The following is a 21,050-nucleotide window of genomic DNA, read 5'->3' as shown; positions in this document are numbered from 1 at the left end:
TGAAAAACAATGGCACAATTTTCTTTCACAAAAATGCACGGACTTGGGAATAACTACATTTATGTAAATATGTTTGAAGAACAAATTGCAGAAGAGCATCTTGCACAAGTTGCTGAAAAAGTATCGGATGTGAATACTGGAATTGGTTCTGACGGAATGATTTTGATTTGCCCATCTGACGTTGCGCCTGTGAAAATGCGTATTTTTAATAAAGACGGTTCAGAAGGAAAAAGCTGCGGGAATGGACTGCGCTGCGTTGCAAAGTACGCATACGAGCATAAACTAGTAGAAGAGACTGTTTTCACAATCGAAACATTAGCAGGAATCGTCACAGCAAAAGTAAAAGTTGAAGGTGAAATTGTAACTTCGGCTACAGTTGATATGGGGGCACCTAGGTTAAAACGCGTTGATTTACCGATGTTAGGTGAAGGGGAAACGCCGTTTATTCGTGAAGATTTCCTTTATAATAATCACCGCTATACATTTACAGCTGCCTCAATGGGAAATCCGCATGCTGTTATTTTTGTAGAGGATATTGAAGAAGCACCGCTGACAACGTTAGGACCTGTATTAGAAACACATGAGATGTTTCCAGAAAGCGTAAACGTCGAATTTATTGAGGTACTGAATGATCGTGAAATGCATTTTCGTGTATGGGAACGCGGCTCTGGCATTACACAAGCATGCGGAACAGGAGCATGTGCTGCAGTTGTAGCGGCAATCTTAAATGGAAAGATGAAGCGAGGCCAAGAAATCACGGTTCATTTAGCCGGCGGAGATTTAATGATTACATGGACAGAAGAAGGAACAGTTCTTATGAATGGTCCAGCAGAAGTCACTTGCAGCGGTGTATATTATTATAAGATTGAAGAGTAAAGATGTATAATAGAACGAGAGAAGAAAGGAAGGTGGATTCTATGATTACTGTAACAGAACAAGCAGCATATCAAATTAAAGATATGTTAAAAGACGCTGAAGAAGGAGAAAGATACGTTCGCCTTGCTGTACACGGCGGTGGATGTAGCGGTCTTTCTTACGGTTTAGGATTTGAAAGAGAACCAAATGAAGACGACACAGTACTTGAGTTTTTCGGTGTTGAATTTGTTATTGATAAAGAAAGTACTCCAATTGTAAAAGGAGTAAAAATCGATTATAAACAATCGATGCTTGGCGGCGGATTTACAATCGATAATCCAAATGCTATCGCATCATGCGGCTGCGGATCATCATTCCGCACAGCGACGAATGCTGGTAAGCCTGAGGAATGTTAGCACCAGATAACATTTGCATAGTGTGCATTTATAATGATTGATCATACAAACCTTCTTGACGGTGAATGACAAAATTCATTCGTTAAGAGGGTTTTTATTTTGCTTAGAACGAAAAGGGGGAAAATGGCGAAAAAAGTAGAAATTCGAGCTTTTTTGTTGTTATTTGCTTATTTTCATGTTAAGATGAATAATCATATAGAAGAGAAGATGGTTTTTCTTTTTAAATTGACAGAATTTTCTGTAATTATTTCCGTGTGGCTTTTCCCGTTTCCTCTTCCTTGTATGTCTCTACACCGAATGAATATAAACAATAAAAAGCACTTATACCTATCTATTATTTTTAACATCAGAAAACATAACGAACTAGCAAATTCGAATAACATAATATAGAATTAAAGGAGTTTTCAGGGAAGAGTACATGGTCCCCCTTACAAAAAATTAGGAAGGTACAGAGTATGGGAATTTCTACACTATTATTAAATGCATTTATTATTATCATTTGTATCCTTAGTTATCAAGTATTTTGGTTGGATAAGGCAGAAAGAAAACCACTTAATCATATATTAATTTCTTTTTTTTCATCGATTGCAATTGTTCTTTGTATGACATTCCCTATTCATTTACATGATGGGTATATTTATGATTTGCGTTTTATTCCGTTTCTTTTAGTGATTCTATACGGAAATAAAAGAAGCATTGTTTTTACAGGTATTGTATATATTGCTTATCGATTTTACTTAGGTGGAAACGGTTTTTTTTCATCAGTTATTATATCTACTATCATTACAACGATTACGATCATATTACGTTATTTTCTTCCCGTTTATTTTAGACGAAACAAAGTATTATTTAACACACTATTGCTTTTAAGTTGTACTAGTTCTTTTTCTGCTTTTGCTATAATGAACGAAATTAAAATATATGGTAAAATCGAAACCGTTTTTATTTGGTTTTTGATTAATTATGTAGTGGTTAACGCCTTCACAGGATTATTATCTATTTATTTAATAGAGGGAATGATCGAGAAATTTAAAATGAAAGAAAAAATTCAAAGAGCTGAAAAATTTTATACAGCTAGTGAATTAGCGGCATCGATTGCACATGAAGTTCATAATCCGCTGACGACTGTATATGGATTCACTCAATTATTCCGTGAAAATGAGCTTTCAAAAACGTCTCAAGATGAATACTTGAAAATTATGTTGATGGAATTAGAAAAAGTACAATTGGTTATCAATGATTATTTATCTCTAACAAAACCACAAAATACAGTGAAAAAACCACTGAATATAAATTGTGTTTTTCGGGAAGTAACAAATATGATTTCTCCGCTAGCGCTTTCATATAACGTTGAAATACATAAAGATATTCCAGAGTGTTTGAATATAAATGCGAATCCTGAAAAATTAAAACAGTGCATCACTAATATTTTACAAAACGGAATTGAAGCTATGAAAGATGGCGGAGTATTACAAATTCATGCGCAAAAAATTAAGGGCAATCTTGTAATCGATATCATTGATTCGGGAGTTGGAATGTCCCAAACAGAAATAAAGCGGATTGCCACGCCATTTTATTCAACAAAAGAAAAAGGAACTGGGCTAGGCACCATGATTGCGTATAGCATTATTAGAGAGCTAAATGGAGATATAGAAATAGAGAGTACAAAAGGAAAAGGAACACGATTTTCTATCATTATACCTTGCTGATTAAAAACGAAATCAAGAGCTTTTTTTATTAGAGATTTTAAATAAAATCATGACAAAAATTCAATAATAAAAAAGAGGTGATTTTGATGGGAAAATGGAACGAACAGGCCACGCCGAATAATAATTTGCCATCCAGCACAATTCGGTCATCTGAACTACTGTTAGGAAAGAAAGCAGACCATGAATTTTCAGAGGAACTTTCCGATGCTGGAGAAAGAGACAAAAACATTCAAATACTCAAAAACAGTTCTAAATAGAAAAAATAGTGGTGATGAAAAAATCGCCACTATTTTTTTGTTTTAAGCAAAAATCAAGGGCTAAAAGTTAAAAACATCACGATACCTATAAAGTGAAACTTCCATCAGTGGGGGGTTTTTCATCCCCCACTGATGGTTAGTTGAACCAATCGGGCTTTTACGGGCAGTTATATCCCCACCTATCTTCTTTGCTTCTCTTTCAATCTTGAGGTGGGGGTCTTAATGCCCGTTAATGCGGGATAAAATCATTCATTCCATAAAAAGGTTCTTTTTACTAACTTAGGATGTTTCAAAAAACGTTCCCCGCCATATTCTCACAACATACGTTTCAAAAATATATGCCAAGATTAAAAAGATTATTGTATAGTTTAAATATTAAGACAATTCTACAGGACTATGCAGCAGTTAGTGATGTTACGTAATCACTTTCGAGAAAAAGATATTAACCTTGTTTCTATTTTATTACTAAAGGGGGAGTAGACATGGCACAACAAAGCTTGAAACGCGAACTGCAACCGCGCCATATTAGGCTTATGGCAATCGGTGGGATGATTGGGACAGGGATTTTCAAAGGAAGTGCAGATACAATTTCAGCTGCAGGACCCGGCATTGTTTTTTCTTATTTATTTGCAGGATTTCTTCTTCTCATTGTTATGAGTGCAATAGCGGAAATGGCGATTGCTTATCCTGGTTTAAACATTCAAGGGATGATTCAAAAAGCTTTCGGTTCACGTTTCGCCTTTGTCATTGGTTGGCTCTACTGGATCGACTGGATTTTAGTTATTATTGTTGAGGTTTTAGCTGGGGGGAGCTTTTTACAATATTGGATTCCATCCGCTCCTTTATGGTTGCTTAGTTTAGCATGTACTGCGCTTCTTCTTTTTATCAATTTGGTTAGCGTCAAACTTTACGGTGAAATAGAGTTTTGGCTTGCGAGTTTCAAAATCATTACTCTTGTTTTATTTATTTTGCTTGGTTTTGCCTTATTATTTGGCTTCATTCCAAATCATGAAGCAACATATTTTACAAACTATACGAGTCACGGCGGATTCTTTCCAAAAGGATGGGGAAGTATTTTCACAGCACTCCTAATAGTCGTCTTTTCTTTCGGAGGCTCAGAATTAATCGGGTTAACTGTAACAGAAACGAAAAACGTGGAACAGACACTTCCGAAAGTAATAAAAGGGGTCATGTTCCGAGTGGTTTTATTTTACACATTACCTATTCTCATCATCACTGGACTTATCCCTTGGGACGAAGTAGGAAAGCAAGGCAGTCCTTTTGTACAGGTTTTCTCTGCAACTGGATTACAAGGTATAGCGCATATTATGAACTTCATTTTATTGACCGCTGTGTTGTCGGCTGCCAATTCAGGAATGTATGCTACTTCTCGCATTTTGTACTCTCTGGCACAAAATAACGAAGCGCCTGCTCTATTCTCTCGTCTTACTAAGCGCGGTGTTCCTATATGGGGAGTTCTTGTCAGTTGTATTGGTTTATTAATTGGAGCTTTTATCGCGTTCCTCACACCAGAGCACGTCTTTGGTTATATGATGTCTATCCCAGGGTTTACTGTTCTGCTTATTTGGACTAGCATCTGCCTTGCGCAATTCAAGTTGCGTAAACAGTATTCTAAAATGCCGTATTTTCGTGTGTGGTTATTCCCGTACAGCACCTTGTTTGCGGCAGCAGCCTTGGCAATTATTTTTATTTTCTTCTTGTTCAATGCAGGCAATATAATTAACTCTATTGTATGCGTAAGTATTCTTCTCCTTTTATCTGGTTTATCTATTTTTATTGGAAGAAAGGAATCGAAATAATGATTCTTAGTTTAGGAGTATTCATTCTATAGGGGTATTGCTATCAACTTTAGAGAAATGCCCTTGATGCCATTGGCATCAGGGGCATTTTTTTACGGCCTTTGAGTAAAATCAATACGCAAAGACAACTTCCCTTGATCCGCTCTTGCTCCTATTTTGCGTCGTTACTAGTGCCGTGGTCTGTCTCCATTTCTAGAAATTCTCTAAAGAGTAGCTCATACTCCAACTGAATCTTCACACCTGCTTCAGAAGCACTCCCCCAGATCCTTTATAGCTCTCTGCATAGGAAGTTGACAATGGTCTAAAGATGGACACTCTTTTTGTGTGAAAACTAGTTTCGCGTCATCTGCATAGTATCGACTTCTATGATGGGAAAATAAATGTATTTTTTCGTCGGAGTTTATAGATTTCATGAAATGTTCAAATAATTATCCTTTGAAAACAAGAAAGTTATAGTATCATCTAATTAAGTAGAATTTTTCGACAAATAAAGACAAGTTTTTCATAAAGAGTGAAAAGTTTTATAGAAAATAAGGAGGAATGATTAAGATGAAAAAGCATAGTAAATTAGGAAATAAATCTTTTAAAGAATTGGTGCAAGAAAATAAACAAAATATATTGAATGATAAACAAGCGATGGAAAGAATCGAGCAACGAATTGAACAGCGTTATGAGACGAAAAAGTCGGCTTCGTAATAAAGCGAGTTTGTGTAAATAATGAAAATTTGATTCACAGATAGAAAATGAAAAGAAGATAACAATCTATATAAATGTAAACGAAATGAATTTATCCCGCTATTCGTGGACAGGAAGACCCCCACCTCAAAATTCCGAGAAAATCGAAGAAGATAGGTGGGGGATAACTGTCCGTAAAAGCCCGATTGGTGAGGGCTGATAATCAGTGGGGGATGAAGAAAACCCCCACTGATTAAAGTTTCACTTTATTCTTTTGTAAAATCCTCCTCGGAAATCACTGTAAACCCATGTCGTCTAAATAATGCAGTCGTAACGCCGTAACCATTTTGTTTTTGCCCATTAAAATCCCCAGTGTAAATAATAGAACTTCCGCATGACGGACTGCGTTCTTTCAAAATAATATATTCAGGATTTAAGTCTTTTATTTGATTCAATGCTTTATAAGCACCTGCAATAAAGATGTCTGTTACATCATTTCCGTCTCGGTCTATTACCTTTGCAGTTCCGTCCAAGACATCGTCTCCGTTTCCGCTGATAATTTCAGCAGGTGTACGGGGCGTTGGTAATCCGCCTAACACTTCCGGACAAATAAGAATTGTTTCTTCTTTTTCGAGTAGTTCCCCAATCTTTGCGACGAGATTATCGTTTCCGTCATAGCGGCACGCAACGCCGGCTAAACATGCACTAATTACGATCATTTTTTCACCTCAGTTTGATAAATTTTATTTTAATCATACAACAAAATCTTCAGCCACTTTTATGTTTTTACTCTTATTTATACATGGGGGCGATAAATATGAGTAAATTGTATTCATTAATGAAGCAACATAGTGAATTCCAAAATAAAGAAGAGTTTAATACATATCAAGAGCAGATTTTGATGCAGTATCAAACTGAGATTAACAAAACGGATTTCCTTGTCATTCGTTTGTTAGGGAGATATGCGGTGAATGAAAAACAAAAAACAGTTGGCGTTGCATGTCCGTTAATGGAAACAATCGCGGTGAAAATAGAAAAAAGTATTCGAACTGTGCGCCGCTCTGTTGCGAAGCTTGAACAACTTGAGATTATTAAGCGTGTGTTTACGAAAGAAAGACATAAGCGCGGCGGATATAGTGCGAATTTGTATGTGTTTTGTAAACAGGCTGTTGACCGCATGAGTGACCGCATGCAAATGACCGCATGTGAAAATGGCGAAAGTGCAGAAGACTGTAAGGAGGAGCGCTTGAATGAGGAGACGGAAACTAGTGTTTATGAAAACAATTTCAAAATACAACAGAAAACAAAAACGTATAACATGGATGCGACGTATTGTCGTCATGATATACCACAGCAATTTATAAATGCAATTGCACCGATGTCGCAAAATCCACAAACAATTAATTTTGCTTGGAGTAAAGTGGAACTCGCTTACAAAAAGAGTGGTTTGTACGAGGTAGGGCTGTTATGGGAGCAACTGATGATTCATGATGATATACAAGTGCAAATCATGCGGCGGACAAAAAGTGTTGTTAGGGCGTATAAGTGTGGTGAAATTCGCAAAGATTTTGGAGCGCTTTTATATAGTACGATGCAGGCGTTATTTCTAGATGTTGCACTAGATTGGGGGGCGGCAGCAAGGAGGAATAGCGGGATTGTTTTATATAATCCATTTGAAAGTGAAAAAAGAAAAGAGTTATGCGTCTGAGGCATAACTCCTACTTTTAATCAAATTTCCGTACAACTGGAACGCGAATTGCGATAAAGAGTACAAAGACAATGACCGCAATAGCGCCGCTTTTCATCACTGTAACAATCGGTATTCCGGCTGCTAAGGCAAGTGATGTAACTGCATAAGAAATCGGGATAAAGCCCATTGACGATAGCATGAGTAAGCTCATTACGCGGCCCATCATTTCTTCTTTTACAGTCGATTGAATCATAGCCATTAACGGCACAATTGCCATTGCGATTGTAATGCCGTAAAAGCAGCCGGAAAGAAGCGCTTGCCAAAGTGTTGTACTGAAATTAATAGACAAGAAGAAAACACCTGACAATAGCATCATAATAATGCAAAATAACCCGCGGCGGCGATTAATATTTCGCAGTCCAACGATAACAGCGCCAATGGCCATCCCGCCGCCAACTGCTGCTTCTAAATAACTAAATTGCAAAGAGTCACCGTGCAGTACATTTTTAATAAACAGCGGAAATCCAACTTGCATTGGCCCAATCAAAAATAAGTTTAAAAAGGCGCTGCAAATAAGAAACGTTGATAAAAACGATGATTCTTTCACATAAAGAATGCCTTCTTTAATAGAAGTGAACATGCTTTTATTTTCATTCTTTTCTTCTTGTCCTACATTTGAATGGACTTTTTGAATTAGTATGGCAGCGATAATTAATAATAGAATGGTTACTGTAAAGATTGTCTCGTAATTACTAAATTTAATCAGTATCCCGCCAAAGACGGGGCCGAAAATAACTGATGCTTGGTTTGTCATTTGTGTAAGTGAATTTGCTTGTGTAAGACGCTGCTTCGCTACGAGCTCAGGTAAGATAGAACCATCAGCGGACCAGAAAAAGGCATCAGCTAAGCCGAAGAAAAGTGCAAATAAAGCAAATGTGTATAGTGTGACGTGACCGACAATAAACCAAATGAGAATGATCGCAACAAGAAATGCCCGAATAATATTAGAATAAAACATAATATTTTTTTTCGGAAATTTGTCTGCGACAGCTCCGCCGATAATCATGAAGATGAGGCGTGGAACACTAAGAGCGACAAAAACAACGCCAAGTGATGCTTCTAAATTTAACGTTTTTGCTATGTACCACGTTTGAGAAAACGTAAAAAATGCTAAGGCAAAGCTTGAAAATAGAGTAGCTGCCCAAAGAAATAGGAAGTTTGTATTTTTTAATAAAGGTACTTCCGTTTCTTCTAAGGCGGGTTTACTTTTCTGTAATTCCTCCATATGAATCCCTTTCTGTCATATGTCTTTTTATCTTTGTTAACAGTTTCGAATCTTTCTATACAGATACTTTTTTATTGTATTCAAAAAATCGGGATTTGCCCAGCGGATTTTTTAGCTGAAAAAGGAAAAACCACCAAATGTCTCTTAGGGGAGGTATTGGGTGGTTGTATTTTTATCCTTTAATAACTTGAATTCCTTTTACCATATTCCAAATAAAGTAGTATAGGCTAATTAGGGCACAAATACATGCCACAATTACTGAGCCAATCGCAAGTGTCTCATCTGGTTGATTAAAACCAACACCCAGAACTCCTAATACTGCAAGTCCTATCAAGATTGCAATGCTTGGAAGAATATGTGTCCATAGAGCGCGTTTAGCATGACCTCTTGTTTCATAATCGCCTACAATCCAAACGATTACCGGGAACAAGATAGGGGCAAAAAGAACACTAAAGTAAGAAAGCGCAGATAATATTTTATTTCCATTCATATATATCACCTCATAAAGTTGTGTTTGCTTGTTGTTTATATGCTTATTATGTAGGAGAACTTGTTGGCTTACTATCGCCTAATCTTACAGAAACATAACAGTTTTGTAAGATTAGGCGATAGTAATGTAAGGTTTAAAACGAATGCACAAAAAGACACAGCCGCCGCTGTGTCTTTTTGTGCATTAAGATAGTGCAATGTAAATATCAACTTGAGCATCGTTTGGATCGAAAGCTCGTTCGTCATACAGTTCGAAGTCTGTTGTAAAGGCGCGGTTATTTTCTTTTGACCAGTCCCAAATGTCTTGCCATGTTTCTGCGATGATTTCGGATAGTGGTCCTCGGCGCGTTGTAAATACGGCGTACGTAGCAGCTGGGATTGTGAATGATGTCATGTTTTCTGGTGTATCAATGACAGTAGAAACAGGAACAGCAATTGTATACGTATAGCGACCTGTTTCATCAGATTCATAGTTGGAATATAGTGCAAGTGTTTCTGTTTGTGTAGCTTTGTTTGGAATTTGATTAGTGATTTGTTCTTGGAAGTATCGATTCCATAGGTGAGGGATGTTTCCAGCACTGGACATTTCCAGTTCGTTGTTTGTAGTAATAGAAATCCCGGTGGCTTGAAAAGCTTCTTTTTTTATAAGTGTAGGTTGCATTATTATATCATCCTCTCTTTTTTTTGTTGGGAACAAACGTTCTTATCGATTGTACCATAATTATACAGTGGGAGGGTAGTCGATTGTGTGTCGAACATCGTCGAGTGGTCTTTAAATTGTGTCGAAGCGCCGATAAACGTTCCAATTCCGTCGATATATCGTAAAAAGCGCCGATAAATGCCTCAATTCCGCCAATATATTGTTGGGCGCATAAAAAAGAGACTGATTCCAAATGTACATCTTTGGAATCAGTCTCTTTTTATTAAAACATGCTAGAACTATGCATTGGTTGCAGCTTTGCATTTGGATCGAAGTATGCTTTTGCGTTGTTTACTGCTGTTGGTGCTTCGCCAAATCCGCATGCGATTAGTTTTACTTTCCCCTCGTATGTGCAAATGTCACCAGCTGCGTAAATACCAGGGATGTTTGTTTCCATTTTGGAGTTTACAACGATGCTGTTCTTTTGGATATCTAATCCCCAGTCTTTAATTGGACCGAGAGAAGAGACGAATCCATAGTTAACGATGACATCATCAACATCAATGATAAATTTCTCTTCTGTTTTCACATGTTGTAGGACAACTTGTTCAATTTTCTTCTCACCGATCAGCTCAACTGGAACGTATGGTGTTTTTACTTGTGCGCGTGAGTTCATTAACGTTTCGACGCTATGCTCATGTGCGCGGAATTTATCACGGCGGTGAACGATTGTTACTTCTTCTGCGATTGGTTCTAACATCATTGTCCAGTCCACTGCAGAATCTCCGCCACCAAAGACGATAACGCGTTTGCCGGCAAATTTGTTCATATCATCAACGAAATAGTGTAAGTTTGTTTTTTCGAATTTTTCTGTACCTTCTAATTCTAAACGACGTGGCTGGAACGCACCATTTCCAGCTGTAATGATAACGGATTTAGAATAGTGTGTTTCTTTATTTGTTACAAGTTTGAACACGCCATCTTCTTGTTTTTCTAATGTTTGAACAGCCTCTTCTAAGCAAATGGTTGGTTCGAACTTTTTCATTTGTTCTTTTAAATTGTTAATCAGTTCTTGTGCACGAATTTTCGGAAAACCTGCGATATCATATATGTACTTTTCAGGATATAATGCGGATAATTGACCGCCGAGTTGTGGCAAGCTTTCAATAATTTTTACGCTTGCTTGTCTCATACCGCCATAAAAAGCTGTGAATAATCCAGTTGGGCCTCCACCAATAATAGTGATGTCGTATACCTTTTGATTTTCTGTCACTGTTTACTCCCCCTATAATTAGGAAATTTTTCGTGCGTATCCTATATACACTCGTATGTATGTTATACGAAACTTCCATGAGCGGAGTGCAAGCGCACTCAAGACAAATAATATCATATTTTATGAAAAAATACTGTAGAAACGACTGAATTGTGTATGCACTTCGTATAGATTTATTATATAGAAGAAACTCGCCAATAAGTAAGGATGTAATGTTTGGTAATTATGTGTATTTTTGTTGGTATTTCAGTATATATACGGCATAAGAGAAAGTGAAGGAATCCAGTAAGAAGCTGTATTTGCTTCGCAAATAAGCAAATGTCGAAAACTTAAAAAGACCATGTTATTTTAAAATATCGATAATTCTACAAGTGCTTGAAAAGTAAAGAGAAAACGACTAATATAGGAAAGTAAATGTGGTAATTTTTTGTGACAAATTTCGTAACATTTTTTGAACTTGTTATTGATTTTGTTAAGAATGTGAAAAAATCTACATTCTTAGCAGTTAATTTGTTTTAGCACTATTTTTATTATTTTTAAATATCTATATAAAGAAGAGGGGTGTGATTAGGTTGAAGAAGCCAAAAATCGTAGTTTTAGGCGCAGGTTATGGCGGAATGATTACTACTGTTCGTCTGCAAAAAACATTATCTGTAAGTGAAGCTGAAATCACATTAGTAAATAACAACAGCTATCATTATCAAGCAACTTGGTTACATGAAAGTGCAGCTGGTACGTTGCATCATGATAAGGTTCGTTTAGACATTAAGGATGTAATCGACACAAACAAAGTAAACTTCGTGCAAGACACAGTTGTAGAAATTAAAGCAGCTGAAAAGCGCATTATCTTAAAAAATGGCGAGCTAGAGTATGATTACTTAGTAATCGGTCTTGGTTTCGAGTCTGAAACGTTTGGAATTAAAGGATTAAAAGAGCATGCATTCTCTATCGCTAACATTAATGCAACTCGTCAAATTCGTGATCATATGGAGTACATGTTCTCTTTATATGCTTCAGAAAAACGCGATGAGTTAGTTACAATCATTGTCGGCGGTGCTGGATTTACAGGTATCGAGTATGTAGGTGAGCTTGCGAACCGTATTCCTGAGCTTTGCAAAGAGTATGATGTTCCACGCGAAAAAGCGCGTATTATCTGTGTTGAGGCTGCTCCAACAGCACTTCCAGGTTTCGATCCAGAGCTAGTTGAGTACGCTGTAAAACAATTAGAGAAAAAAGGTGTAGAATTCCGCATCGGTACAGCAATTAAAGAAGCAACTGAAGAAGGTATTATTGTTGCAAACGGCGACGATGTAGAATTATTGAAATCTGCAACTGTAGTTTGGGCTGCAGGTGTTCGCGGTAACGGTATTGTAGAAGAGTCTGGTTTTGAAGCAATGCGCGGCCGTGTAAAAGTGGATGAGTACATGCACGCTCCAGGTCATGAAGAAGTATTCATGGTTGGTGATGCAGCGTTAATTATTAACGAAGAAATTAATCGTCCATATCCACCGACAGCACAAATCGCAATTCAACAAGGTTACAACATTGCACATAACTTAGCTGTTCTTGTTCGCGGTAAAGGCGAAACGCAGAAGTTTGTATTCGATAACAAAGGTTCTGTATGTTCACTAGGTCATGATGATGCAATGGGCGTTGTAATGGGCAAAAAATTAACTGGTTGGAAAGCTTCATTCATGAAGAAAGTAATCGATAACCGTTACTTGTTCATGCTTGGCGGACCTTTATTAGTTCTGAAAAAAGGTAAATTAAAACTATTTTAATTTATAATTCAAAACAGAAATGGCTATCATAGCTATTTCTGTTTTTTATTTTTGATTTTACTGAATATTTGGATGTTTGTAAAGTTCTTTTTACAAAGGGGGTCTCATTCTCCTTTTGGAATCTTTATAGTATAATGAAAGAAAAGAATGAATATTCTGTTCGTTTGTCCGGAAGGGGTTTCTAGTAATGAGTAAACGTGGAAAGGTGTGGTTAGCTGTAAGTGGCCTTGTCATAACATCAGATGGAAGATGGCTTGTCGTTAAGAAGACATATGGCGGATTAAAAGGAAAATGGTCATTGCCTGCTGGTTTTGTTAATGAAGGCGAAACGGTCGATCAAGCAGTGCAACGCGAGGTGTTAGAAGAAACGGGAGTTGCTACGAGTGTAAAAGGAATCATGGGTGTTCGATCGGGTGTCATACAGGGTGAGATTAGTGATAATATGATTATTTTTCTTTTAGAGCCAAAAGGAGAAGACATTGTCATTCAAGAGCGAGAATTGTCTGAAGGAGCATTTTTGTTTCCAGAAGATATCATTCATGATGAAAATGCTTCTGTGTTAATAAAATATTTATTAGAAGCGATGCCAGCTCCGCTATTACAAATGGACGGGATGTTAAATCCAGGGGAACAGTTTGGTTATACAGCATATAACGTTTTTGTTGGAGATACAGAAAATAAGTAAGAAGGGATGGAAATAATGAGCATACCTGTTTTGTTAATTTCTATGATGTTATTCTTAGTTTTATTTTTTGGAATTGGTTTTTTATTAAATATGATTTTACGGGCAACATGGGTGATGCTTGTTGTATATCCGCTTATTTGTGTATTTATTATTGATAAAGTTGATTTCTTAGATTATTTTGTAAAGCCGAAAGAAGCATTTTCTTCATTAGGAACAAGTTTTCTTCATCTTGGACAAGCTGACATTTTCATTTTATCAACGGGTTTAGTTGGTGCTGCTCTGTCTGGTATTGTAATTAAATCATTGCGGCAACGTGGATATCAAATGTTTTGAAGTTCCTTTCTGAGGAGCTTTTTTTCATGAATATTTTCTTCATCGGTTGGGGCACAATAACGATGAAGGAGTGTGGAAAATAAAAATGATAAAACGATATAGCATTCGGATAATGATGGTTTGTTTATTTGTATTTGCATTGTGTGTAACTTGGCAAGCTATGTCAGGAATCTCTCTTTCTGAAATGATTCATATGTATAAGAAAAATGAAGTGAAAGTAGTACACGCAGCTGAACAAAATAAGCAGGCGATTCCAAGTACCGAAGTTATTCGTGCTTTAGAGAATGCAAAAGATTGGTCAAAGTATCGCCAGATGGAAGTTACGGCAACAGGATATACGGCTGGTATGGAGTCAACAGGAAAAACAAAAGGACATCCTGGGTACGGGATTACATATTCCGGTGTGAAAGTAAAGCGGGATATATATTCAACAATAGCAGCTGACCTTCGCGTATTTCCGATTGGGACAATCTTATTCATACCTGGATATGGATACGGGGTTGTGGCGGATAAAGGCGGTGCAATTAAAGGGAATCGTCTTGATTTATATTATGAAACCGTGCGAGATGTATACGATCAATGGGGAAAGAAAAAATTGAATGTTTACGTTGTAAAAACGGGAAATGGCAAACTTACTGAACAAGATTTAGTACTTTTAAATGAAGACGAAACAATGCAAGTGTTTCGCGCACAATATTTAAAACAACAGTAGTCTAGACGCTTGTGGCGCTAGACTATTTTTTGTTAGTTATTATAAAGTGAAATGGAGAAGAAAAAGCGCAGTAAGGGGAGAGAAGTCATGGAAGATTATCCTTTAGCGTATTATGAGTTTTTTATAAAGTATAACGAAGGCGATTATTATACGTGTCATGATTTATTAGAAGAAATGTGGCTTGAAGACCGAGAGAATTTGTTTTTAAAAGGTTTATTACAAATGACAGTCGCACAGTATCATTATAGCTACGGGAATATAAAGGGCGCACGAATGATGATGGAAGTAGCTGAAATGTATTTAACTCCGTATTGCAAGGTTTATTGGGATTTAAATGTTGAAAAAGTTGTACAATTCATTCAAACGTGTCGTAGAATGTTACCGAAAGAGATCGATCAAATTCCATATGAGCAAATTCAGGATTTGCCCAAATTCCCGCCATTTAATTTATATATGGAAGAAGTTTGAATTGTCGCATTTTCCTGAAAACAAGAGTATAATAGGACATAGAAAAAACAGGGGGTGCTGATATGTTTCAAGTACAAAAAGAATTAGCAAGCCATGAAGCAGTAGTTGTTGCTTTATTTGAAGATGAAGTAATGAGCAGTTTTGTAAACGAATTAAATCAAGCGTTCGATGGATATGTACAAGTGCTACTAGATGAAAAGGAACTTTCTCCAAAGAAGAAAGTCATTTCAAAAGTACATAGTTTAGGAAAAGCAAAAGCAAAGCGTTATTATTTTGTCGGTCTTGGCAAAAAAGAAAGATATACGACAGAAACGCTGCGCGGTGCACTTGGAAAATTAGCGAAAACATTGCAAAATGCGAAAGTGAAAAATGTTGCATTTATGTTAGATTCATTCGTTACAGATAAGATGGATGCTATTGATGTTGCGCATATTGCAGCAGAAACATATTCTCTTGGCACATATGAGTTAGTAACATATAAAACAGATAAAAAAGAAGCTCATCAATTAGAAAGCTTTGCTGTGATTACAAAGGAAGATTCGCAAGAAATTGAAGCTGCATTAACAGTTGGCTATGTGCACGGACAGGCTACAAACTCTGCGCGTACGCTTATCAATATGCCGCCAAATATGTTAACGGCAACAGCTTTAGCTGATTATGCGGTTGAACTAGCAGAAAAGTACGATATGGATTATAAAGTTCTTGAGAAAGAAGAGATGGAAGATCTTGGAATGGGCGCTCTGCTTGCGGTAAACCAAGGTTCTACAGAGCCGCCAAAAATGATTGCTCTTTTATATAAAGGGAAAGAAGAATGGACAGATGTAATTGGTTTAGTTGGTAAAGGGATTACATATGATACTGGTGGGTATTCTCTAAAACCGCGTGAAAGCATGGTTGGCATGAAAGGCGATATGGGCGGTGCGGCAGCTGTTCTTGGCGCAATGGAAGTTATCGGTGAACTTCGCCCAGAGCAAAACGTAGTGGCTGTTATTCCTTCTACAGACAATGTGGTGAGCGGCACTGCATTTAAACCAGATGATGTGATTACATCGATGAGCGGTAAAACGATTGAAGTATTAAATACGGATGCAGAAGGTCGTTTAGCGTTAGCGGACGGTATTACGTATGCGAAGAAGCTTGGAGCAAATTATCTTGTTGATGTTGCAACATTAACAGGTGGTGTGATTGTTGCTCTTGGAAATCATACAACAGGTGCTATGACAAATAATGAAGCATTTTATGAACAAGTGTTAGAAGCATCGATGGAAACAGATGAGACAGTTTGGCAATTACCAATTTTTGAACGCGATAAAGAACGTGTTCGAAATAGTAAGTTAGCCGATTTAAATAACTCGCCAGGACGTGAGGGCCATGCGATTATGGCAGGTGTATTCATTGGAGAATTTGCAGAAGAAACACCTTGGGTACATTTAGACATCGCAGGAACATCTGATACAACGAGCGCACATGACTTAGGTCCGAGCGGAGCAACAGGGGTAATGGTACGTACATTGGCAACACTTGTTGAGAGCTTTGGAGATGAAGAATAAATGAGGAAAGGATTGGCATTTGCCGATCCTTTTTTTTTTTGAGTGCGTTACTGTTTTTTTGTGATAAATAGGGAATTAAATGTTGTAAAAAAATAAAAAATATTGAGGGAAGCATAATTTTTTTCATATAATGGGACTATGCTGATTGAGAGGAGAAAACAACATGGAATGGAACAAAGAGTATGAACGCTGGATTTCCTTTGCAGATTTAGATGCAGAGTTAAAGCAGCAACTAGAAGAAATGAAAAGTGATGAAAAGAAAATTGAGGATAGTTTTTATAAAAATTTAGAATTTGGTACAGGGGGTATGCGCGGAGAATTAGGCGCTGGTACAAATCGCCTAAATGTGTATACTGTCCGTAAGGCAACTGAAGGTTTGGCTCGTTTCATTGAAAAACAAGGTGAAGAAGCAAAAGCACGCGGTGTTGTTGTTGCATACGATTCTCGCCATAAGTCTCCAGAGTTTGCGCTGGAAGTAGCAGCAACATTAGGTGCTCACGGAATTAAAACATACGTATTTGAAAGTCTGCGCCCAACGCCAGAATTGTCATTTGCAGTGCGTTATTTACATACGTACAGTGGTATCGTTCTTACAGCGAGCCATAATCCACCTGAATATAATGGCTATAAAGTGTACGGAGACGATGGGGGACAATTGCCTCCAAAAGAAGCGGATGAGTTAATTCATTATGTAAATCATGTAAGCGATGAATTGACAATAGAGGTTGCTGATGTAGAGCAACTGAAACAAAATGGTCTTTTACAGATTATCGGCCAAGAAGTTGACGATGCATATTTAGAGCAATTAAAAACAGTTATTCTAAATAAAGAGCTTGTGAAGGAAATTGGACAAGACTTAAAAATTGTCTTCTCGCCTTTACATGGAACATCTAACATCCCGGCTCGCCGCGGATTAGAAGCAGTTGGATTTAAAAATGTAACCGTTGTAAAAGAACAGGAACAGCCAGATCCAAACTTCTCAACAGTAAAATCACCAAACCCAGAAGAGCATGCTGCGTTTGAATTGGCAATAGGGTATGGTGAAGAAATTGATGCGGATGTCTTAATTGCAACAGATCCAGATGCGGATCGTCTTGGCGTTGCAGTTCGTAATCATGATGGCGAGTATCAAGTGTTAACAGGAAACCAAACGGGTGCTTTAATGCTGGATTACTTATTATCACAAAAGAAAGAACAAGGCATTTTAGCAGCAAACGGTGTTGTATTAAAAACAATCGTTACATCCGAGTTAGGACGTACAATCGCAAAATCTTACGGACTTGATACAATCGATACGTTAACGGGCTTTAAATTTATCGGTGAAAAAATTAAGCAATATGAAGCGAGCGGAGAATATGAATTCCAGTTCGGTTATGAAGAAAGTTACGGCTATTTGATTCGTCCGTTCTGCCGTGATAAAGATGCGGTACAATCTGTATTATTTGCATGTGAAGTTGCCGCTTATTATAAAGCGCAAGGTAAAACATTATATGATGGTTTACTGGAAGTGTTTGAAAAGTACGGATATTTCCGTGAAGGACTAGTTTCCTTAACGTTAAAAGGAAAAGACGGAGCAGAACAAATTCAAAATATGATGACATCGTTCCGTGAGAATAGACCGACAGAAGTGGCTAATTTAGAAATAACGATTGCAGAAGATTATAAAGCTAGCGTTAGAACAAAAGTAGAAGAAAATGTGACGGAAGAAATCAAATTACCAAAATCAAATGTATTAAAGTATTATTTGGCAGATGGTTCTTGGTTCTGCTTACGCCCATCTGGAACAGAGCCGAAAATCAAGTTTTACTTCGGTGTACAAGGAGATTCCTTACAACATAGTGAAGAGAAGCTTGAAGCGATTAAAGAAGATATTATGAATCGAGTACAATAAAAAAGGGAGAAATCCCTTTTTTTTGTTGTATAAAGATGTGATAAATTAGTAAAAGGTAAAGATATTAAGAATTTTTTCATTGTAGAAAATGGTGGAAATAAGGAATGTGCATAGTAAACCGTTTCATGGGAAAGGACTTCTCAAAATAAAGGGTTTCTTTCGCAAAATCAGTTCACATATCGTTCGCTTATTATGTTATCAATCTATGACAAGTTTGAGGAAACCTTGACTAATGAAGAGACAATCATGTAAAATTTGTAGGGAATGTCACCTTGTCATAAAAAACAAGGGAATATTACAAAGCAAAAAGGGTGTAAGATTCCTAGAGCGAGATAATACAAGAGTTAATATGACGGGGTGTTTCGTATGTATGTTCTCTATATTAAGTGTGCTTTGTACAATAAATTTATCCTGTGTAGGATAAATTAACTGATAGGAAATAAAAAATGTTCGCCATGTAAAACCATAAAGAAAGAGGTTGTAAACATGAAAAAAGTAAGAAAAGCTATTATTCCTGCTGCTGGTCTTGGAACACGTTTTTTACCGGCAACGAAGGCAATGCCAAAAGAAATGTTACCGATTGTTGATAAACCAACAATTCAATATATCGTTGAAGAAGCAGTAGCTGCTGGTATTGAAGATATTATTATCGTTACAGGTAAAGGAAAACGTGCAATTGAAGATCATTTTGATAATGCTTTTGAATTAGAACAAAATTTATTAGAGAAGAAAAAGTATGAGTTACTTGAAAGAGTACAAGCTTCTTCTAAAATGGTTGATATTCACTATATCCGTCAAAAAGAACCAAAAGGTTTAGGGCATGCGGTATGGTGTGCGCGCAAATTCATTGGTGATGAGCCGTTTGCTGTATTACTTGGAGACGATATTGTGCAAGCAGAAACACCTTGCTTAAAACAATTGATCGATGAGTATGAAAAAACATTGTCATCTGTAATTGGTGTGCAAACAGTTCCGGAAAATGAAACACATCGCTACGGTATTATTGACCCATTAGAAAAAGAGGGTCGTCGTTACCAAGTAAAACAATTCGTTGAAAAACCAGCACAAGGTACAGCACCTTCAAATTTAGCGATTATGGGTCGTTATATTTTAACGCCTGAAATCTTCCGCTTCTTAGAAGAGCAACATATCGGTGCTGGCGGTGAAATTCAATTAACGGATGCAATTCAAAATCTAAACGAAATTCAACGTGTATTCGCTTACGATTTTGAAGGAACACGTTACGATGTTGGTGAGAAGCTTGGCTTTATTCAAACAACAATTGAAATGGCACTGCAACATGACGAATTAAAAGAAGATTTACTACAAATTATGCAAAAGTTAGTACAAGAACAAGCGGTTAAAAATTAATTATTTATAGATGTGCAAGATTAGACATAGTGAATTGGAGAATGAGGTATTCTAAGGGAAACGTCCAATTTACTATGTCTAATCTGTGCTTATAAATTGTTCTTTACTGAGAAAATTTGAAAAAGAAAGGGGTACCTTCTTTGAAGACTATTACAATTTTAGTGCCGGCATACAACGAAGAAGAAGTGTTAGATCAGCTGTATAGTCGGTTGACGGGCGTAATTGAGTCGGTGCCAAATTACAACTTCGAGATTTTATTTGTGAATGATGGAAGTAAAGATAATACATTAAATATGATTAAAGAGTTCCGAGTACGCGATAATCGTATTTCTTATGTAGATTTATCTCGTAACTTTGGAAAAGAAACAGCGATGATCGCAGGACTTGATCATGCGGCAGGTGATGCAGTTATCATTATTGATGCTGATTTACAAGACCCGCCAGAATTAATCCCAGAAATGATTCAATATTGGGAGCAAGGCTATGATGATGTTTATGCAAAAAGACGTTCTCGTGCAGGCGAATCTTGGGCGAAAAAATGGACAGCTGGAAAATTCTATAGCCTATTAAAGAAAACGACAAGAATCCCAATTCAAGAAAATACAGGAGATTTCCGTTTATTAGATAGACGCTGCGTGGAAGCATTAAAGCAAATTCGTGAAACACAGCGTTATACAAAGGGAATGTTCAGTTGGATTGGTTACAATAAGAAAGAAATTTTATTTGACCGCGATCCACGTGCAGCTGGTGAAACGAAATGGAACTACTTTAAGCTAATCGATTTAGCAATTGAAGGAATCACATCCTTTACAACGGCTCCATTACGTCTTGCATCCTTCTTCGGATTCACCGTATCATTTGGTGCATTTTGTTACATGCTTTGGATTATTATTAAGACACTTATGCATGGGGAATCTGTAAGCGGATATCCATCAATGATGACAGCGATTTTATTCCTTGGCGGTGTACAATTAATTGCAGTTGGAATTATCGGTGAATATTTAGGGCGTATCTTTAACGAAACGAAAAATCGTCCACTATATTTTGTAGATGAGTATAACGATGATAAAGTAACAAATTTAGATGAAAAACCGGCAGCAAAGTTATATCGCGTAGAAGACCATAAAGTAAAATCAAATCGTTAGGGGAT

General features: G+C 37.0%; 21 protein-coding genes and 1 pseudogene. 16 read left to right on the top strand and 6 right to left on the bottom strand.

Features of this window, described 5'->3' with window-relative positions; genetic code table 11:
• Positions 1 to 9 precede the first annotated feature (9 nt).
• The 5 genes from dapF (at position 10) to BR72_RS12010 (ending at position 5,057) form a co-directional block, all read left to right on the top strand.
• Positions 10 to 876: a diaminopimelate epimerase gene (gene dapF, locus BR72_RS12030; protein ID WP_035433350.1), complete on the top strand. Its 867-nt coding sequence runs from the start codon at positions 10 to 12 to the stop codon at positions 874 to 876.
• A gap of 41 nt (positions 877 to 917) precedes the next feature.
• Entirely contained in the window at positions 918 to 1,271 is a 354-nt protein-coding gene (locus BR72_RS12025) for a HesB/IscA family protein (RefSeq protein ID WP_035433349.1), read from the top strand.
• A 455-nt stretch (positions 1,272 to 1,726) separates the two neighbouring features.
• A complete protein-coding gene (locus tag BR72_RS12015) occupies positions 1,727 to 2,980 on the top strand; it encodes an ATP-binding protein (protein ID WP_035433347.1) in 1,254 nt (417 codons plus the stop codon).
• Positions 2,981 to 3,066: 86 nt separating this feature from the next.
• Positions 3,067 to 3,237: a hypothetical protein gene (locus BR72_RS26730; RefSeq protein WP_177206951.1), complete on the top strand. Its 171-nt coding sequence runs from the start codon at positions 3,067 to 3,069 to the stop codon at positions 3,235 to 3,237.
• A gap of 482 nt (positions 3,238 to 3,719) precedes the next feature.
• Positions 3,720 to 5,057, top strand: a complete 1,338-nt coding sequence (locus BR72_RS12010) for an amino acid permease (RefSeq protein ID WP_035433345.1) — start codon at positions 3,720 to 3,722, stop codon at positions 5,055 to 5,057.
• 160 nt (positions 5,058 to 5,217) lie between these two features.
• On the opposite strand, the pseudogene BR72_RS27670 reads toward BR72_RS12010, so the two are convergent.
• A pseudogene (locus tag BR72_RS27670) lies at positions 5,218 to 5,354 on the bottom strand (IS4 family transposase); the annotation flags it as partial.
• Positions 5,355 to 5,606: 252 nt separating this feature from the next.
• Between BR72_RS27670 and BR72_RS25605 the strand changes: the two are divergent.
• Positions 5,607 to 5,753, top strand: a complete 147-nt coding sequence (locus BR72_RS25605; RefSeq protein WP_081904872.1) for an FbpB family small basic protein — start codon at positions 5,607 to 5,609, stop codon at positions 5,751 to 5,753.
• 245 nt (positions 5,754 to 5,998) lie between these two features.
• Here BR72_RS25605 and BR72_RS12005 read toward each other — a convergent pair whose 3' ends face one another.
• Positions 5,999 to 6,451, bottom strand: a complete 453-nt coding sequence (locus BR72_RS12005) for a 2-thiouracil desulfurase family protein (RefSeq protein WP_035433344.1) — start codon at positions 6,449 to 6,451, stop codon at positions 5,999 to 6,001.
• 98 nt (positions 6,452 to 6,549) lie between these two features.
• Between BR72_RS12005 and BR72_RS12000 the strand changes: the two genes are divergently transcribed.
• On the top strand, positions 6,550 to 7,440 hold the full coding sequence (locus BR72_RS12000) for a helix-turn-helix domain-containing protein (RefSeq protein WP_035433343.1): 891 nt from the start codon (positions 6,550 to 6,552) through the stop codon (positions 7,438 to 7,440).
• A gap of 16 nt (positions 7,441 to 7,456) precedes the next feature.
• Here BR72_RS12000 and BR72_RS11995 read toward each other — a convergent pair whose 3' ends face one another.
• The 4 genes from BR72_RS11995 to BR72_RS11980 all read right to left on the bottom strand — a co-directional run bounded on the left by BR72_RS11995 (position 7,457) and on the right by BR72_RS11980 (position 11,109).
• Positions 7,457 to 8,707 (bottom strand): MFS transporter, encoded by a 1,251-nt coding sequence (locus BR72_RS11995; protein ID WP_035433342.1) that lies wholly within the window; start codon positions 8,705 to 8,707, stop codon positions 7,457 to 7,459.
• A gap of 172 nt (positions 8,708 to 8,879) precedes the next feature.
• Positions 8,880 to 9,197, bottom strand: a complete 318-nt coding sequence (locus BR72_RS11990; protein WP_035433341.1) for a magnetosome magnetite crystal formation protein family — start codon at positions 9,195 to 9,197, stop codon at positions 8,880 to 8,882.
• A gap of 183 nt (positions 9,198 to 9,380) precedes the next feature.
• Positions 9,381 to 9,857 carry a GyrI-like domain-containing protein gene (locus BR72_RS11985; protein WP_420482255.1) on the bottom strand — a complete coding sequence of 159 codons (477 nt, stop codon included), beginning with the start codon at positions 9,855 to 9,857 and terminating at the stop codon, positions 9,381 to 9,383.
• Positions 9,858 to 10,119: 262 nt separating this feature from the next.
• Positions 10,120 to 11,109, bottom strand: coding sequence for an NAD(P)/FAD-dependent oxidoreductase (locus BR72_RS11980; protein ID WP_035433339.1), 990 nt, complete (start codon positions 11,107 to 11,109; stop codon positions 10,120 to 10,122).
• 572 nt (positions 11,110 to 11,681) lie between these two features.
• Here BR72_RS11980 and BR72_RS11975 point away from each other — a divergent pair.
• The 9 genes from BR72_RS11975 (at position 11,682) to BR72_RS11935 (ending at position 21,045) form a co-directional block, all read left to right on the top strand.
• Entirely contained in the window at positions 11,682 to 12,890 is a 1,209-nt protein-coding gene (locus BR72_RS11975; protein WP_035433338.1) for an NAD(P)/FAD-dependent oxidoreductase, read from the top strand.
• Positions 12,891 to 13,077: 187 nt separating this feature from the next.
• Positions 13,078 to 13,575 (top strand): NUDIX hydrolase, encoded by a 498-nt coding sequence (locus BR72_RS11970; RefSeq protein ID WP_035433337.1) that lies wholly within the window; start codon positions 13,078 to 13,080, stop codon positions 13,573 to 13,575.
• 15 nt (positions 13,576 to 13,590) lie between these two features.
• A complete protein-coding gene (locus tag BR72_RS11965; RefSeq protein WP_035433336.1) occupies positions 13,591 to 13,908 on the top strand; it encodes a YuiB family protein in 318 nt (105 codons plus the stop codon).
• Between the two features lie 85 nt (positions 13,909 to 13,993).
• Positions 13,994 to 14,620, top strand: coding sequence for a 3D domain-containing protein (locus tag BR72_RS11960; RefSeq protein WP_035433334.1), 627 nt, complete (start codon positions 13,994 to 13,996; stop codon positions 14,618 to 14,620).
• Positions 14,621 to 14,707: 87 nt separating this feature from the next.
• The gene (locus tag BR72_RS11955; protein ID WP_035433332.1) at positions 14,708 to 15,088 is read left to right on the top strand and encodes a DUF309 domain-containing protein; all 381 of its coding nucleotides are present in this window, start codon (positions 14,708 to 14,710) and stop codon (positions 15,086 to 15,088) included.
• A 62-nt stretch (positions 15,089 to 15,150) separates the two neighbouring features.
• The gene (locus tag BR72_RS11950; protein WP_035433330.1) at positions 15,151 to 16,638 is read left to right on the top strand and encodes a leucyl aminopeptidase; all 1,488 of its coding nucleotides are present in this window, start codon (positions 15,151 to 15,153) and stop codon (positions 16,636 to 16,638) included.
• Positions 16,639 to 16,801: 163 nt separating this feature from the next.
• On the top strand, positions 16,802 to 18,529 hold the full coding sequence (locus BR72_RS11945) for a phospho-sugar mutase (protein ID WP_035433328.1): 1,728 nt from the start codon (positions 16,802 to 16,804) through the stop codon (positions 18,527 to 18,529).
• Positions 18,530 to 19,015: 486 nt separating this feature from the next.
• On the top strand, positions 19,016 to 19,900 hold the full coding sequence (gene galU, locus BR72_RS11940; protein ID WP_035433327.1) for a UTP--glucose-1-phosphate uridylyltransferase GalU: 885 nt from the start codon (positions 19,016 to 19,018) through the stop codon (positions 19,898 to 19,900).
• A 140-nt stretch (positions 19,901 to 20,040) separates the two neighbouring features.
• Positions 20,041 to 21,045 carry a glycosyltransferase family 2 protein gene (locus BR72_RS11935; protein ID WP_035433324.1) on the top strand — a complete coding sequence of 335 codons (1,005 nt, stop codon included), beginning with the start codon at positions 20,041 to 20,043 and terminating at the stop codon, positions 21,043 to 21,045.
• Positions 21,046 to 21,050 lie beyond the last annotated feature (5 nt).

Source organism: Bacillus sp. UNC322MFChir4.1 (assembly GCF_000746135.1).
Taxonomy (GTDB): domain Bacteria; phylum Bacillota; class Bacilli; order Bacillales; family Bacillaceae_G; genus Bacillus_A.
The sequence above is the reverse complement of the archived record's forward strand: the minus strand, read 5'-3'. Positions and strand labels throughout refer to the sequence as shown.

Excerpts from the sequence above, each read along its gene's own strand:
- dapF (WP_035433350.1), top strand. The coding sequence starts at position 10 with ATGGCACAATTTTCTTTCACAAAAATGCACGGACTTGGGAATAACTAC.
- BR72_RS12025 (WP_035433349.1), top strand. The coding sequence starts at position 918 with ATGATTACTGTAACAGAACAAGCAGCATATCAAATTAAAGATATGTTA.
- BR72_RS12015 (WP_035433347.1), top strand. The coding sequence starts at position 1,727 with ATGGGAATTTCTACACTATTATTAAATGCATTTATTATTATCATTTGT.
- BR72_RS26730 (WP_177206951.1), top strand. The coding sequence starts at position 3,067 with ATGGGAAAATGGAACGAACAGGCCACGCCGAATAATAATTTGCCATCC.
- BR72_RS12010 (WP_035433345.1), top strand. The coding sequence starts at position 3,720 with ATGGCACAACAAAGCTTGAAACGCGAACTGCAACCGCGCCATATTAGG.
- BR72_RS25605 (WP_081904872.1), top strand. The coding sequence starts at position 5,607 with ATGAAAAAGCATAGTAAATTAGGAAATAAATCTTTTAAAGAATTGGTG.
- BR72_RS12005 (WP_035433344.1), bottom strand. The coding sequence starts at position 6,451 with ATGATCGTAATTAGTGCATGTTTAGCCGGCGTTGCGTGCCGCTATGAC.
- BR72_RS12000 (WP_035433343.1), top strand. The coding sequence starts at position 6,550 with ATGAGTAAATTGTATTCATTAATGAAGCAACATAGTGAATTCCAAAAT.
- BR72_RS11995 (WP_035433342.1), bottom strand. The coding sequence starts at position 8,707 with ATGGAGGAATTACAGAAAAGTAAACCCGCCTTAGAAGAAACGGAAGTA.
- BR72_RS11990 (WP_035433341.1), bottom strand. The coding sequence starts at position 9,197 with ATGAATGGAAATAAAATATTATCTGCGCTTTCTTACTTTAGTGTTCTT.
- BR72_RS11985 (WP_420482255.1), bottom strand. The coding sequence starts at position 9,857 with ATGCAACCTACACTTATAAAAAAAGAAGCTTTTCAAGCCACCGGGATT.
- BR72_RS11970 (WP_035433337.1), top strand. The coding sequence starts at position 13,078 with ATGAGTAAACGTGGAAAGGTGTGGTTAGCTGTAAGTGGCCTTGTCATA.
- BR72_RS11965 (WP_035433336.1), top strand. The coding sequence starts at position 13,591 with ATGAGCATACCTGTTTTGTTAATTTCTATGATGTTATTCTTAGTTTTA.
- BR72_RS11960 (WP_035433334.1), top strand. The coding sequence starts at position 13,994 with ATGATAAAACGATATAGCATTCGGATAATGATGGTTTGTTTATTTGTA.
- BR72_RS11955 (WP_035433332.1), top strand. The coding sequence starts at position 14,708 with ATGGAAGATTATCCTTTAGCGTATTATGAGTTTTTTATAAAGTATAAC.
- BR72_RS11950 (WP_035433330.1), top strand. The coding sequence starts at position 15,151 with ATGTTTCAAGTACAAAAAGAATTAGCAAGCCATGAAGCAGTAGTTGTT.
- BR72_RS11945 (WP_035433328.1), top strand. The coding sequence starts at position 16,802 with ATGGAATGGAACAAAGAGTATGAACGCTGGATTTCCTTTGCAGATTTA.
- galU (WP_035433327.1), top strand. The coding sequence starts at position 19,016 with ATGAAAAAAGTAAGAAAAGCTATTATTCCTGCTGCTGGTCTTGGAACA.